Genomic DNA, 14,672 nt, shown 5'->3' on the forward strand with positions numbered 1-14,672 from the left:
CTCCGGGTGAGCGCTAGTGCTTTGCGGCAATCCTCACCTTTTCGGATGCGATTTTTCGGTTAGATTACCCTCAAAAGAAACTTTCTTATCTTGCATCCCTGAGTGACACCCTTGCAGAAAAGACAGCAATAATTCACGATTAGCTTGCTGAGCAAAGGTGGCAATGTGAGCGCCCGTCGTTTCCTGCCAAACCACATTCTGGAATGCATCCCTCAATGCGATGCCCTGGCTGAAGGGGACTACGCGATCATCTTTTGAGTGAAATTGCAAAACCGGAACCGTATAGTCAGCGGCGTATGAAATAGGCTCAAAATTCGAGGGAAACAACCAGCTCACAGGGTACGCCAAAGGCCATAATAACCAGGAATTCGAGAGCGCATTGCGAACCATACCGGGAAATGAGGCAAACCCGGAGTCAATCACCATACAAGCAGGCTTACGGGACGGGACGTTTAGCGGATTAAAATTACGGGCATGACTAAAAGCCAGAACGGAGAGCGACGCACCGATACTTTGTCCCATCACGACGACCGGCTGCGGGTCGTTATGTGAAAGTTTAACCACCGCAGCAAACACGGCACGCATATCATCAAGCACTACAGGCAGAACTGCATGACCTGTTGATTTACCGAATCCCCGATAGTCGGCCAGAAAAACAGAGTACCCGGCTTCAGGTAACCAGTAAACACTGGCAAAATGCGTGCTTATATTCTCTGCATTTCCATGGAAAAAAACGACGTATCCCTTCACGGGTGCCGAAGCGGGAAAAAACCAATTGACCAGCTGTTCCCCATCCTCTGTTGGAACCACAATTTCTTGATACTCGATTCCGAAATCCTGTGGATCATTATAATAAGGTTTGGACGGATGGAAATAAAACGCCGTCATGGACTCACAGCCCGTTACGCCGAGCAGAAGTAACACGATAAAAATACGCATGAGAGTCATCTAGCCAACCCTATCTTTCACTGCTCGATCCGGCAATAAAACGAATCCATATCCCGTTTTCCCGCTAAAAGAACCAACTTAGCCCTGTAGAAAAGTCGCCAACTTCAACCCCGTTGATGTGAGCGTATTGCACTCGCCCCCAAAATTGAACCTGGGGATGAAGCGGGATACCACCCTCAAGCAAAGCTTTCAATTCTGAATATCCTTCAGAATACGCCTTGGTTGTAACGTAACTATGAAGACTTAATCCAGGGAGCTGTAGGGTATATCCCAAGCGCGGACCCGCCCCTATCGAGAAATCGTGATTGAAGTCTTTTCCCTGTCGTGCTGACAGCTCGAACAGCGTATAGATCAGCCCCCACTCTGGCTTTGTGCGCAATATGCCGCTCCAGTCATTGAAGCTGTAGCCAAAAGCAACGTCCAGATACGCGCCCAATTCCGGCTCTAATGACCTGAACTCTCGATGCAAGCCCGTGGACACCCGCCATGACCAACGCTGAATAAAATCATTGCGGGGTGTGAAAGACTGTATCTCAATCAATCTGAGGGACTGAAGCTGTACAGACTGCGACTGCCATCTCAAAGCCAATTCCCCCATTTCTATTTGCGCCCCCCGAATATACCCCGAAACGGGATCAAGCAGATCATGATAAGCAAACCTTGAGGCAATCTGGAAATAGTCATGCTCATCAAAACCATACATCAGCTGGGCACGAAATGTAGGGTGACCTTGGTCATCACGCACGTCCGGCGCATCGACACCTTCAAATGCAGAACCTGGTTGCAACTTGGACCGGCGAGATAAAAGTTTCAGAGAACGACGAGCCAATTCGGCTTGTGTCTCCGGATCAGCCTTGATCGCACGATAACGCGTAAACTGATAGGCCGCCTCCAATAGCTGCTTCTGCTCTGGTGCTTCCAATCCAGTCAAGCGTTTCGACAGGACATCCGGCGACTCCGGTACTTCAGGTTCGGTTGCCAATTCATACACCAAATTCTGTTGGTTAGCAGATAATTGCTTTAAATTGGCCTGCAACCGGGTTGCATCGGACGGACGAAACTCTGCAGAAACAATCACGCCTTTTTCTTGCAGCGCTCGAACCGTATCTGCCGGAATAGCCCAGTAACGAAAATCCAGCGCAGAATCGAGCCCTGGCCTGGCGACATCAAGCAAAGCGAGTATACGGTAGGCACAATTTTCATCAAAAAAGTAATAGTTGAACGCGATTTCCCTGAGCTCCCAAAGATGATTGACCATACGTTCCAGCTCTTCGGCACTCAGATTCAGTTTGAACTCCCACACATCGCGGTTTTCCATATTACTGTATTCTTTAACTTTTTCGTAATAAGGAATCACCGAAAGCAATGTCGGGTAACCACCAGTCAGCCCTTTCCAGGAAAACACCAGCTCATTATCAGCAGGATCTGCATTGGCCGCAAAATTGATACTGTACGCCAACAACGGTTTATAACCTGCATGTGGTGCCTGATCCAGCCGGAGAAGAGTATGCCCGTACATACTTGATGGACTGTTCAGGTATGCCGCCGGAAAGATGAGTGTCGCCTGATCTGCATTCAATTGGGCTTTCCACGCCAGCAACGCCGGGCATTCATGCTGATAACGCGCGAGAGACGGCACTTGCTGCCGCAACCAGGAAAACCTCGCAGGGAATCGGCATACGACTGATTTATCGGAATCACCAGCTCTGGTTTCACTGCTAATTCCAGCAATAAACGCACGTAATTCCGCAGTTGCATCAAGATGCCCCGTTTCAGCGAGAAAGAAGCGGCGGTCATCGGCCTGACTTTCAAGGGTGGAACGCACGTAACCGGGCTTGAAATGCAATAAATCCAACCAAACCGGATGCTGGCCGAGTGAATTGATTTTTTGATCTGAAATTTCGAGCGCATTCGCGCTGAGTGTACTGGCCCACAATACACATAGCAGTATAATTAGACTTCCCATGGAAGACCCACAACTCCTCTTTGCGAGCTTGGAGAATTGAAAACTTGAGATGGGGACAGGCCGGGGAACGACTGGCTATCCCCGGCGCAATGGCTGAATTAGCCCAGATATTTTTTCAAAGTAGCGTCAGTCGACATCAAAACTGCCAGTTGCTCAAGTGCAATACCAGAAGTGACATTCGATGAAGCGAAAATGCTGTCGAAGTTGTTCTGCATCATTTTGTTAAACGCCGCCTGATCCGCTTGCTCGATACCAATCAGTGCAGCCAATACTTCCAGGGACTCACCTTCACCCTGTGCAGAATCCGCAGCGATCTGGTCCATATTCTTATCGAAATAAATGCTTGGGCCGCCCGCCAAAGGACCATTTGCGTCTTTACAACCCAAAGTTCCAGAGGTCATACCAAAAGTCTGGTTGCCAGAGGTACCGTTGGTAGTTGCTGCGAGCACATGCTCGTGCCATTGAGTCGGGTTCTTGAACACGACTGCCGTTCCCAGGCCACACCCTGCCGGACCATGACCACCAGCAGCCATCAAATAGCTAGAACCCATCAGAAGAGCACTTGCCGCAATTATTTTTTTCATAATGCTTCCTTTTTGTTTGTGAGACAATTTCACCATAAAAAAGTCTAGTCCAACTCAAAATATTTAGCACGCTTCAAATTACGGATTTTCTGCCAGGAATCAATCTCTTTCGTAATTTCTTTGCAGATCTCGCACTGTTGCAAGCAAATCCTCGCGAATAACATGTGGCTCTATTACCGTTGCAACTGAACCTAATGACAGCAACCAATTCCGAAGCTGCACCGTGCGTCGTACGGTCGCCGTTAAGCAATAGGCTTCAAGCCCGTCTTGTTTGTGTACGGTTTCACGTTCAGCAATTATCTGATCAACGCTGATCGGACTATCCCGTAAATCATCCAACAGCCCGCGACGGCCAGAGGGAATAGTTAAATGTAACCTCAGGGTATAGCGTTCAGTATCACGATAGTCGACCAACACATCCATATGCCCCTCATCCAGATACTGTTTCAGTGAAAACCCGTCCGGGATTTCAGCGGCGTTCTGGCTCAGGTAGATGTCTTCGATTTTGTGAATTAAAAAATTTCTGTATTCCACGCGGACACCGGTTCCCGAACGCGATACCGGAGTAGACTCATCTACACCATTAACTTTGGTACCAATCAGATACAATTTTGGCAACAATATGGCCACACCCAGGGGATGCACGCAGTAATCTTTACTGCGATAGCGAAATTGCACCTGTCGGTTTTTCACAATCGCCCGATAAATCGTATCGAGCGTTTCCGGATTAATCGGCGCAGCTTGCAGCCGCTGCCCGCGCTGGAAAAACTCAATGCTTTCCTTCAATCGTCGATAGTTCTCGGGTGACAGTGAATTTTCAGACAACGCCAGCTTTTCCTCGGCGTGATCGAAAAAAGCCGTTAACTCCGCCACCGTATTCTGAGGCATGATCGAAATCAAATGCTTTCTGACCATAGAAAAGGCTAACGCCAGAAACTTCGGCATTTTCTCGAAATCGAAGGATTGCAGGCCATAGGGCTCCATTTGCCATAACAGCGCTCGCCGCACACCGGGAGTCACATCCAATCCGAATTCGTTATCAGCTTCGCCGTTTAATGGCCCGCCACGGAGAAAAACAAGATCGCGCTGGACAACTCGCTGCAAACTCTTTGGCTCAAGGTCATCCAGCAAATACCCAGTCGCTGTCAGATGATACAGTATGTCCTGAGTGCTTTTGGCAGTACGCACACGTTTCAGATAGTCCAGAATTGCCAGGCGGCGAAGAAATGTTTGCATTGGTTAATCTTTGAGTCAGGTCCATTGATGGCTGAGGCGTGTTAACTGACAATAGCACTTGTTGACTGAAAGAGTAAGATCGACAACACTTTCGATAGTTATCCTGGTGCTGCAAAACCATACCCAAGTCATTATTCATCACAAGGATCACAGCAATACGCAGTGGCGGAGAAAATAGTGCGGGAGTTTTGCACGGATACCCGCTAACGGAACTTATTAAGGGAGCTTATTAATGGAACGACGTGATAAGGAAAGCAAATGATTGACTGGCTCAACACCTCAGTGGCCTACTGGCACTGGCTTGTAATCGGAATGTTGCTGCTCGGCGGCGAAATATTTCTAAATGGATTTATTCTGTTCTGGTTTGGCATCAGCGCGTTGGTTGTGGCATGTGCGATGCTCTTCTTCACGATCCCCTTTGAACAACAATTATTGCTTTTCGGTCTCTGCGCCCTGCTCAGCCTGGTAGCGTGGTTTGTACTCATTCGCCCAAAATGGAAAGACAAAACGCTCGCTGGGCTGGGCAAAGAAGCGCTGACAGGACAGGTTGGCATGGTAATCGAAAGCAATCAAGGCAAAACCCGGGGGCGACTACGCTTCCCTGCCCCGATTCTCGGGGAGGATGAGTGGATTTTTATTTGTGACAGCGAGATTGCAATGGGAGAGCGCGTCAAAGTTTATGACATATCAGGTAACTCACTGATGGTAAGACCTCTGAACGAAAATAGCCCGGCTCCGACTCACTTGTCATAAGTGCATTAATCTGGATTACACTAGGGTCTGTTGACGTTATGCAAAACAAGTAGCATAGCAAACCGATCGAACGCTAAACCCGTCAGGAACCAAAGAGGAAATGAAATGGAAGCATTAATTATTATCGGAGTACTGGTTATACTCGTCATCGTCACCTTGGCGATGGGCATTCGCACCGTCCCTCAAGGCTCAAAACATATCGTACAACGTTTGGGTAAATATCATGCGACTCTTACACCAGGCCTGAACGTTATCATTCCCTATTTCGATACCGTGGCCTACAAAGTGACCACTAAAGATATCGTACTGGATATCCCGTCCCAGGAAGTGATCACCCAGGATAACGCAACTATCATTGCCAATGCGGTCGCTTACATTAACATTGTCGCACCAGAAAAAGCGGTTTACGGCGTTGAGAACTACACGATCGCCATTCAAAATCTGGTCCAGACGGCGCTGCGATCCATCGTGGGCGAGATGAAGCTGGACGATGCACTTTCTTCCCGAGACCTGATCAAAGCAAAATTGAAGCAAGCGATTTCCGACGACATTGCAGACTGGGGCATCACCCTGAAAACAGTAGAGATACAAGATATCAACCCATCTGATACAATGCAAAAAGCCATGGAAGAACAAGCGGCAGCAGAGCGGCAACGTCGTGCAACAGTGACCCGCGCAGAGGGTGAAAAACAGGCTGCGATTCTGGAAGCAGAAGGTCGACTGGAAGCATCTCGCCGTGATGCTGAAGCTCAGGTGGTCTTGGCTGATGCGAGCAAAGAGGCAATAAAACGGGTTAGTGAGGCGATCGGTGAACAGGAGCTACCGGTGATGTATTTATTAGGCGAACGCTACATCGAGTCGCTCAACTCGCTTGCCAAATCAGACAATGCCAAGAGTGTCGTGTATCCTGCGGATATCTCTCAAACCGTTAAGGGTATTCTCAATCGCAACTGACTATCTAACCGCATCAAGACTAACGTTCAACATTAACAAACGCGTTCACACGCTCAGGATCAAATTCATTTAAAAAGGGCGTCTGTCTGTGGCGCCCGATGCAAGCAGGAAATACAAGCCCATATGCTCAGCTATCAGCACGCATTCCACGCCGGTAATTCAGCCGACGTCCTCAAGCACTGGACAGTTTGTCTATGCGCAGATTATATGATCCAAAAAGACAAACCATTCTGGTACCTGGACACGCATTCCGGTGCGGGTATTTACGATTTGGCTGGAGCGGAAGCTCAGAAGACCAACGAAGCCCACCATGGGATTCACGTAATGCTGCGCGAGTCTGAGGAGAAGCTGCCGGAAGCCCTGCACCTCTATCTCCGCCTGGTTAAGCGACTACAGGCAAAACACCCCCACCACTATCCCGGTTCCCCGTGGTTTGCACAACAAATATTACGGCCCCAGGACAAACTGCGTCTGTTTGAACTGCACCCGAAAGACCATCAACATCTGGAAAAACATTTCCGACAGGACCGTCGCTGCCGAATTGAAAAAGCGGATGGTCACCACGGATTGAAAGCACTTCTGCCCCCTCCTCCCAAACGGGCTCTGATCCTTATAGACCCCCCTTACGAGCAGGAAAAAGAGTATAACGAGGTTATTAAAAGCATTACAGAATCACTGAAACGATTCGCGACTGGGACATACATCGTCTGGTATCCGCTGATCCAGCGTGCCTCAACCCAGGGTAGAAACAAATCCGGTAGCGCAGAAAACATGCTTAAACAACTGAAGCGGACCCATTCAGATTGGCTGAACGTGCAATTTTGTCCTGATACTCGCATTCAGGGCATGTTTGGCAGTGGCTTGTTTATTATCAACCCGCCTTGGTTACTTGCAGAACAGCTTCAGAAAGGCCTAACCGCATTAGCACATTATCTGGGACAGGATACACACAGCCGAATCTCGATTGAAAGTAACAACTAACTAATAGTAACAACCAAGAGTAACAACCAAGAGTAACAACGAGTACTCGATTGAACCGACGGCTCAGGAAGTAGCTGTAACATGTAACAAAAGAAGATTGTTAATGAATGCAAAATGACACACATGACTAAGGATATTTACGAAGACTTAACATAAAATAACACTAAAACGTGATGCAGATAACATTTTCACCGTGATCCAATCTTCTATACCAGGAAACAGTCATGTCGTTAGCAAAAGCCAAAACAGGTCAAAATCATTCCCGGTCTCCACTGTTGAGCCATCTTTTCGGTCGTAAAACCGCGCTGTCTCGAAAAACAGGTGCAACCAGAGCGCCCATTGAATGGGAAATGTCTGCAAAAGATGCATTGCGCGTGAACTACGCTCAGGCAGATTGATTCCTACGCGCTAAAGACCTGAAATACAAAAACCAGAGCTCGTTGTCCTGGTTACTGCATTTAGTAGACCTCAGCCTGAATAAAACGATCTGCGCTCAAATATTTTTCTGCCAAAACATTGCCTTACCATGCTTTGGGTCCAACTCATACCCGGCAAACCCGAAACGCTGATAGGCCTTCCGGGCAACTACATTTCCTTCGAGCACTTCGAGTGTTAATTTACAGCAACCGCGATCCCGCGCGATCTCTTCAACGTGCTCCAGCATTTTCTGACTGAGGCCCAATCCACGGTATTGCTTGGCAACGATCACGTCATGGATATTGATCAGCGGCTTACACTTAAATGTAGAAAAACCTTGAAGACAATTAATCAACCCTGCAGGTTTTCCATCAATGCGACACAGCACCGTGAAAGCATTGGGAACCTTGCCTAACTCTTGCGCCAGAATGTCTCTGATTTCATCCCCTAATGCCGCTTCCCCGCCCATGGGGTCAACAGAGTAGGCGTGCATCAAGTCACCAATGGCAATCGCATCCATTGCGTCATCATATTTAGCTTGAAGAATCTGTATTTCCACGTAATAACCTTACAAAGTTGCTCTGAATACTTTTATCAATACGTTACGATAGTTTGAACTTCGAATTCCGCAATCAGTATAACATGTCGCCCGATATAACCATCCCGGACCAAGATCCACTTGCCAGGAGAAAGCTCATTTCCGTATCATGGGAACCTCCTTTCGTAATGAGCCAAACGACTTTTCGCAATGAGCCAGAAGATGGATCGCCCAAAAAAACTGAAAATCGCAATGGAACACGCGAGCAGCTACGATGAGTGGCTGGAAACTGCTACAGAACTGGACCACCTTGAAGGAGCCCACATCTGGAGAAGTAACGAAGACTCGCCTTTTTATCACGCATCACTGGTGCGCGAGCACTTACAACAGATGCGTCGCTTGCGGGCTAGCCGGAATGCAGCTGCACTAATGCAACTCCTGCACGAGAGCCTGTATCGACATTTAAACGAAGTCGGAAGTCCAGCACTCTATCGCAATGCCCGGACGGGAACAAAATTCCTCATATCCAATTATCTTGACGAAGTCGAGAAATGCATGATTTTCCTCCGTGATACCGAGATTCAGGGCATCACCGCGGAGGACAAGCTACAAATGTTCCGACAGGCAGAGCAAGTATTTGGTAAACCGGCCTTAATGTTAAGCGGAGGCGGTGCTTTTGGTATTTATCACCTTGGCGTGTTGAAAGCGCTTTGGGAACAGAATTTACTGCCGGATATCATTTCCGGATCCAGTATGGGCGCGATAATCGCAGCTGGCGTATGCAGCAGAACACCCGAAGAACTGAAAACGTTACTGACAGACCCCGACAGTATCCACCTCAATGCGCTCAAATGGTTGCCGCTGACTAAAATCGTTAGGCAGAAAGTGGCAATGGATCAGGCTCAAATTAAAGAGCATATCGAAACCAATATTGGCCCGTACACTTTTGAAGAGGCTTTTGCTCGTTCCGGTAAGGTATTGAATATTTCAGTGTCCCCGACCCGGCTTCGCCAAAAACCGAGGTTACTGACACACAAAACCAGCCCGAATGTTACCCTTCACTCCGCCGCGTTGGCCTCATGCGCGATCCCCGCGTTGTATCCACCGGTAACGCTTTTCAGCAAGGATAGTAACGGACATCAATCGCCTTATCTGCCAACCGAACGTTGGGTGGACGGTACCATTCACAGTGATCTGCCTATACTGCGCATTGCCCGGCTTCATAATGTGAACCAAACCATCGTCAGTCAAGCTAACCCTCATGTGATTCCATTCATACGCTCAGAACTGAAAGCCGGACGACCTTCACTCAAACACCTGCTGATCCAGACCCTTCGAGCACAGACGTACGTCTCACTGGATTCGTTTCGACAACTCTTCGGGCCTTCCTCTACACGCAATGCACTGGATCAGGCCCATGAATTGCTGAAACAATCTTACTTGGGCGATATCAACATATGCTTTCCATTTCAGCCAAAAATGTATCGCAAAGTTATCTCCAACCCGACGCCGAAAGACTTGAGAAATTACATCACATTAGGCGAACGCGCTACTTGGCCCCAGATTCAACGTATTCGGGACCTGACACGAATTAGTCGAACGTTTGCACAGTGCCTGGAAACGCTTGAGAACGCGGCACAAACTAACAGTGCCACGACCCGGAAGTATCCTGCAGAAACAGTGTAACTGCATTGGCTATGGGCTAAAACCAAACTCCATGGCCCCAAACATGGTTCCAGGCAGAACCATTGTTTGCCGGCGATTATTTGCGGTATGAGACTCCCAAGCTGATTGATTCAGCTTGTGCAAACCTCTCGAACCATACGCTATATCAGATTTATCGTGAAAATTTATCTCTCGGATTGAACTGCATCTGTTGCTGCATTTGCTCGAACAATTCGCGGGTTTTGGTATCGGAAACCGGTGGTACAACAATTTGCAGTACCACGTAGAAATTTCCGGGGGGTTGACCCGGTATCCCTCTCTCTTTGAGGCGAAGCTTATGTCCACTTTGCGATCCAGGAGCGACCTTCAGGTCAACAGATCCAATTGGGGTGGGCACTTTAACCTGAGCACCAAGAGCCGCTTCCCAGGGACTGATAGGCACATCCAGATAAACATCTCGGTCATCAATTCGATACAGGGTATGTTGCCGAAAGGCTACTTCCAGATAGAGATCGCCCGCGGCGGCTTTGCCCCAACCCGGCTCGCCCATACCGCTCAAGCGAATTTTCTGGCCTGCTTTAATACCTTTCGGAATAGTGACACTCAACGTGCGGTTTTCGTTCCCCACCCGAAGCGATATTTTCTTCTTACCGCCTTGATAAGCATCCTCTAAATCGATCTCAAGGCGCGCCTGGCTGTCTCGTCCTTTTTGAGCTCCACGATGGGTGCCGTTTCTGCCAAAGTTGCCTTGATTACCAAACGGCGAGCCTTGATCAAAGCCGGACGCAGAAAAACCCGAGCGCACATTTTCTCCGAATGCACCGCCGAAAATGCTTTGGAAGAAATCACTGAAGTTACCGCCCGTTTGCCCACCAAATCCACCGCTCTTGAAGTCAAAGTGCCCCTCCCACCCTGGCGGCGGACGAAACTCCTGGCCCGCCTTCCAGTTACTGCCCAACTGGTCATAGGCGGAACGTTTCTCCGGATCTTTCAGCACTTCATAAGCTTCATTTAATGCCTTGAACTGGTTTTCCGCATCCGGTTCTTTGCTGACATCCGGATGGTATTTGCGTGCCAGTTTCCGGTACGCTTTCTTGATTTCGTCCTGAGAAGCCTGACGTGCAACCCCCAGCGTCTGGTAATAATCTCTGTATTCCACTTGCTTAACCCTTCTGTGATAAACACAGCCTCTAACATCAATTCTTAACCATTATTTATGTGCTGTCAGTAGGAATTTCAAGGTGTTCCCTGCCACGGACTGCAGGCGTCACAGATGTTTTTGATTCTTGTTCCCATTTATATAATAACAATCATTTTTATTGCGATTTGAAAATCCCACCCTTATAATGCGAATGATTGTCATTTAATTCAGGTTGTAGCTTACCATGCTCACATCGCACTCATATAGAATGCCTCCTCTCAAACCACACCGAAGATTTAGTTATAGACGTTTTGCAAATACGCTCGCCACTATTCTTTTGGTTCTAAAGTCCATTCCCTCACTGGCAGCACAGAACGGAAACGACGATCACACGTCAGCTCCTATTCTGAAGCAAACCGAACAAAGACTCATACGGTCCAACAATCATCAAGCTCAGATCCAAACAAAAATAGACCAATTGGATTCAGCAACGCGGGACAATTACCTGACATACAAACACACCGAAAAACAGGCCACTCAGCTTGAGGCCTATAACTCGCAATTGGAGAAGCTGGTTACTGCCCAGGCGCTGGAACTGCAAGACCTTGACCTCCAGATACAATCACTGGAAGAAACAGAACAAACGGCGCTCCCCCTCCTGGTCAGCATGCAGGATATGCTCGTCCGCTTTATCGCGCACGACCAGCCATTTCTACCGCAGGAACGCGAGAAACGCCTGGCTCGACTGGCTGAGCAGCTAAATCGCGCAGATATCAGCATTGCCGAGAAGTACCGACAGGTTCTGGAAGCCTATCAAATTGAAGTCGACTACGGCCGAACGATCGAAACCTATCAGGGGCAACTCGACAATCAAACCAATGTCACTTTCCTGAAGCTCGGCAGACTCGCACTGTATTACCAAACGGCCGATGGTAAACGGAGCGGTATGTGGAATAAGGAACAGCAAAAGTGGTTTGATCTATCAGAAACACACAATTGGGCGATTAAACAAGCCATCCAGCAAGCAAATTCTCAGTCTGTCCCCGAGCTTCTGCCACTGCCCCTAACGATGGTTACCGATGATTCGCTGGCTCAGGCCAAGGAGACTGTGCAATGAAATTTCGACACACCCTATGTTCCAGCCTGATAATGATATTACTCACTACTGCTCAGTACACATGGGCAGATACGACCGGCACCAAATCGAATACCGGCCCGGATTCACTCAGGGCTCTGCTACAGGAGGTGCGCAAACAAGTGACGGTCGATCAGCAAGTAGAAGCGGCCCGCCTGCAAAAGTTCAAAGATGAACATGATCTTCAGGCACAAAAACTTGCTGAAGCAGAAGCACGGTTAAAAGAAGCAGAACGTCGCCGTAATCAGTTACAGGCACAATTTGATGCAAATGAACTCAAACTGAGTGAGCGTCAGACCACCTTGGATAACCGCAGCGGTCAACTTGGCGAGGTCTTTGGCGTCATCAAACAACAAGCAGAAGACTTTTCCGGCATCCTACAAACCTCATTGATCAGTTCACAATATCCAGATCGGCACGAACAACTTGCGTTCTCCAACAAGGACCGCATCCCCACCGTCTCGGATCTGAAGAACTTATGGTTATTGTTACAGCAGGAAATGACAGAGAGTGCGGAAACCGCGTTTTTTGAGGCATCTGTTGCCAACAGCAGTGGTCAGCTGCAAACCAAAAAAGTATTAAGGCTCGGTGCCTTTAACGTGATTACAGCCAACGGCGAGTACCTGGACTATATTCCGGATCAACAACAGCTGCAAATCTATGCTAAACAACCTGATACCCAATTTGGCAACCAGGCCAAATCTTTTTATCAGGGCGCAACTGATACCCTGCTGATTGACCCCAGTCGAGGTGGATTGTTGGCCTTACTCGGCCAGACTCCTGATATTAAAGAACGAATTCAGCAAGGTGGTACGATTGGTTACATCATCATGGGGTTAGGTGCATTGGGCTTTCTGTTTGCACTCTTGAAGCTGGTCTCCACAATACGCGTAACACTCGCGGTCAAACGCCAGCTCAACTCGCCGGATAATATCAGCGACAGAAATCCATTGGGTCGCGTTTTACTCTCCGCACAAACCGGAAAAACCGAGTCTCAAGAGGCACTGGAAAACAGGGTCAGTGAAGCATTGCTGAAAGAAGTTCCCCACATCGAACGAGGCCTGACATTTATCAAACTGCTTGCTGCCGTGGCCCCCCTCCTTGGGCTGCTCGGGACGGTGACAGGAATGATCGGCACATTCCAAAGTATTACACTGTTTGGCACTGGAGACCCTAAACTAATGGCCGGAGGTATCTCTCAGGCATTGATGACTACCGTATTGGGCCTCAGTGTCGCGATTCCACTCTTGTTTGGTCACAGCTTTATTGCAGCTCAGGCCCGTCGCTTACTGCAGATATTACAGCAAAAATCACTCGCTCTGACACTCCCAGACACCCCGGTACGTGAACTTGCCCATGCAGCCTGATTCCACTCTGAAAGTTTCGGGCATCTGGCCCGATGCTGAAACCATACTGGTATCACTGGAGCTCTTTTTTCGCTCCGGTGGCCCGGTGTTAATTTTGTTGGCATTCGTTGGTCTGGCACTCTGGATGCTTTTGTTGGAACGCTTTTGGTTTCGTTTCGCTGTGTTTCCAAGTCGATTAGCGGCCTGTCGTCGCCTCGAAAGCTTGAAAGCACGACGACTGCAGAGCTGTGACCTGACACTGGAAATCGATTTTGCCTTTCCCTTGATCAAGACCCTGATCGCTATTTGCCCACTGTTGGGACTACTGGGAACCGTCACCGGCATGATTCAACTGTTCGATGTGATGTCTGCCAAAGGTACAGCAAATCCTCGCTTAATGGCGTCCGGGGTGGCCCAGGCCACGCTGCCAACCATGGCGGGTATGACACTGGCCGTAACGGGGTTGCTTTGTTTTACCTGGTTACAACGCTGGGGGCAACTACAACGAAACCATATCCGTGATCTGACCACGATCTAATCAACAGGGCAAAGCAATGACACAACGCTTAAACAACCTCGTACAAATTGACGTTCCCGAGAGCGATCACGAAATAGATATGACGCCCATGCTGGATATTGTATTCATCATGCTCATCTTCTTTATTGTTTCAACCAGCTTTGTGCGTGAAAGCGGAGTTGAAATTAACCGGCCGGAAGCGCAGACCGCCCAGACCAAAGAGTCCGCGGGTGTCATGGTCGCGATTACCGCCAATGATGAGGTTTGGATTGATCAGAAACTGACAGACCAACGCATGGTACGACCCACGATCGAACGTATGCGTGCCGAGCAACCAGATCTTGGCGTGATGATCCAGGCCGACCAGCAGGCAAATACAGGCGTACTGATTACGGTTCTTGACCAAGTCAAACTCGCTGGCGTGGAACAAGTAGCTGTGGCTTCGAAAAGTGTGCAGCGCTAAGGCACACCCTGGAAAATGCGACAGCACT

The 14,672-nt window shown here is 48.7% G+C and carries 15 protein-coding genes; 9 read left to right on the top strand and 6 right to left on the bottom strand.

Translation table 11 applies throughout. The features are described 5' to 3' along the window. Window positions 1-33: 33 nt before the first annotated feature. The 4 genes from OLMES_RS18990 to OLMES_RS19005 form a co-directional block, all read right to left on the bottom strand. On the bottom strand, window positions 34-948 hold the full coding sequence (locus OLMES_RS18990) for an alpha/beta hydrolase (protein ID WP_087462711.1): 915 nt from the start codon (window positions 946-948) through the stop codon (window positions 34-36). Window positions 949-1,012: 64 nt separating this feature from the next. Further along, a complete protein-coding gene (locus OLMES_RS18995) occupies window positions 1,013-2,914 on the bottom strand; it encodes an Lnb N-terminal periplasmic domain-containing protein (RefSeq protein ID WP_087462712.1) in 1,902 nt (633 codons plus the stop codon). A 98-nt stretch (window positions 2,915-3,012) separates the two neighbouring features. Next, window positions 3,013-3,498: a DUF3015 family protein gene (locus OLMES_RS19000; RefSeq protein ID WP_087462713.1), complete on the bottom strand. Its 486-nt coding sequence runs from the start codon at window positions 3,496-3,498 to the stop codon at window positions 3,013-3,015. Window positions 3,499-3,597: 99 nt separating this feature from the next. Further along, window positions 3,598-4,734 carry a helix-turn-helix transcriptional regulator gene (locus tag OLMES_RS19005; protein ID WP_087462714.1) on the bottom strand — a complete coding sequence of 379 codons (1,137 nt, stop codon included), beginning with the start codon at window positions 4,732-4,734 and terminating at the stop codon, window positions 3,598-3,600. Window positions 4,735-4,992: 258 nt separating this feature from the next. Between OLMES_RS19005 and OLMES_RS19010 the strand changes: the two genes are divergently transcribed. From OLMES_RS19010 to OLMES_RS28075, 4 genes are all read left to right on the top strand, one after another. Further along, on the top strand, window positions 4,993-5,487 hold the full coding sequence (locus tag OLMES_RS19010; RefSeq protein ID WP_087462715.1) for an NfeD family protein: 495 nt from the start codon (window positions 4,993-4,995) through the stop codon (window positions 5,485-5,487). 105 nt (window positions 5,488-5,592) lie between these two features. Continuing rightward, a complete protein-coding gene (locus OLMES_RS19015; protein ID WP_087462716.1) occupies window positions 5,593-6,441 on the top strand; it encodes an SPFH domain-containing protein in 849 nt (282 codons plus the stop codon). A 207-nt stretch (window positions 6,442-6,648) separates the two neighbouring features. Next, window positions 6,649-7,422, top strand: a complete 774-nt coding sequence (locus tag OLMES_RS19020; protein ID WP_198343036.1) for a 23S rRNA (adenine(2030)-N(6))-methyltransferase RlmJ — start codon at window positions 6,649-6,651, stop codon at window positions 7,420-7,422. 224 nt (window positions 7,423-7,646) lie between these two features. Continuing rightward, complete coding sequence (locus OLMES_RS28075) at window positions 7,647-7,820, top strand: hypothetical protein (RefSeq protein ID WP_157678386.1); 174 nt, start codon at window positions 7,647-7,649, stop codon at window positions 7,818-7,820. Between the two features lie 95 nt (window positions 7,821-7,915). Here the strand turns inward: OLMES_RS28075 and OLMES_RS19025 are convergent, their stop codons facing one another. Continuing rightward, complete coding sequence (locus OLMES_RS19025) at window positions 7,916-8,398, bottom strand: GNAT family N-acetyltransferase (protein ID WP_198343037.1); 483 nt, start codon at window positions 8,396-8,398, stop codon at window positions 7,916-7,918. Window positions 8,399-8,599: 201 nt separating this feature from the next. Here OLMES_RS19025 and OLMES_RS19030 point away from each other — a divergent pair, with 201 nt between their 5' ends. Next, complete coding sequence (locus OLMES_RS19030; protein WP_198343038.1) at window positions 8,600-10,063, top strand: patatin-like phospholipase family protein; 1,464 nt, start codon at window positions 8,600-8,602, stop codon at window positions 10,061-10,063. Window positions 10,064-10,214: 151 nt separating this feature from the next. Here the strand turns inward: OLMES_RS19030 and OLMES_RS28960 are convergent, their stop codons facing one another. Further along, entirely contained in the window at window positions 10,215-11,201 is a 987-nt protein-coding gene (locus tag OLMES_RS28960) for a DnaJ C-terminal domain-containing protein (RefSeq protein ID WP_087462719.1), read from the bottom strand. Window positions 11,202-11,451: 250 nt separating this feature from the next. Between OLMES_RS28960 and OLMES_RS19040 the strand changes: the two genes are divergently transcribed. The 4 genes from OLMES_RS19040 to OLMES_RS19055 are packed head-to-tail and all read left to right on the top strand — an operon-like array spanning window position 11,452 to window position 14,644. Continuing rightward, window positions 11,452-12,300 (top strand): DUF3450 domain-containing protein, encoded by an 849-nt coding sequence (locus OLMES_RS19040; protein WP_157678387.1) that lies wholly within the window; start codon window positions 11,452-11,454, stop codon window positions 12,298-12,300. After that, entirely contained in the window at window positions 12,297-13,685 is a 1,389-nt protein-coding gene (locus OLMES_RS19045; RefSeq protein WP_087462721.1) for a MotA/TolQ/ExbB proton channel family protein, read from the top strand. The genes OLMES_RS19040 and OLMES_RS19045 overlap by 4 nt, the downstream gene beginning before the upstream one ends. Next, a complete protein-coding gene (locus tag OLMES_RS19050) occupies window positions 13,675-14,202 on the top strand; it encodes a MotA/TolQ/ExbB proton channel family protein (protein WP_087462722.1) in 528 nt (175 codons plus the stop codon). Before OLMES_RS19045 ends, OLMES_RS19050 begins: the two co-directional genes overlap by 11 nt. 16 nt (window positions 14,203-14,218) lie before the next feature. Beyond that, the gene (locus OLMES_RS19055; protein ID WP_087462723.1) at window positions 14,219-14,644 is read left to right on the top strand and encodes an ExbD/TolR family protein; all 426 of its coding nucleotides are present in this window, start codon (window positions 14,219-14,221) and stop codon (window positions 14,642-14,644) included. The last annotated feature ends 28 nt before the right edge of the window (window positions 14,645-14,672 follow it).

This window comes from Oleiphilus messinensis (genome assembly GCF_002162375.1).
Taxonomy (GTDB): Bacteria; Pseudomonadota; Gammaproteobacteria; order Pseudomonadales; family Oleiphilaceae; genus Oleiphilus; species Oleiphilus messinensis.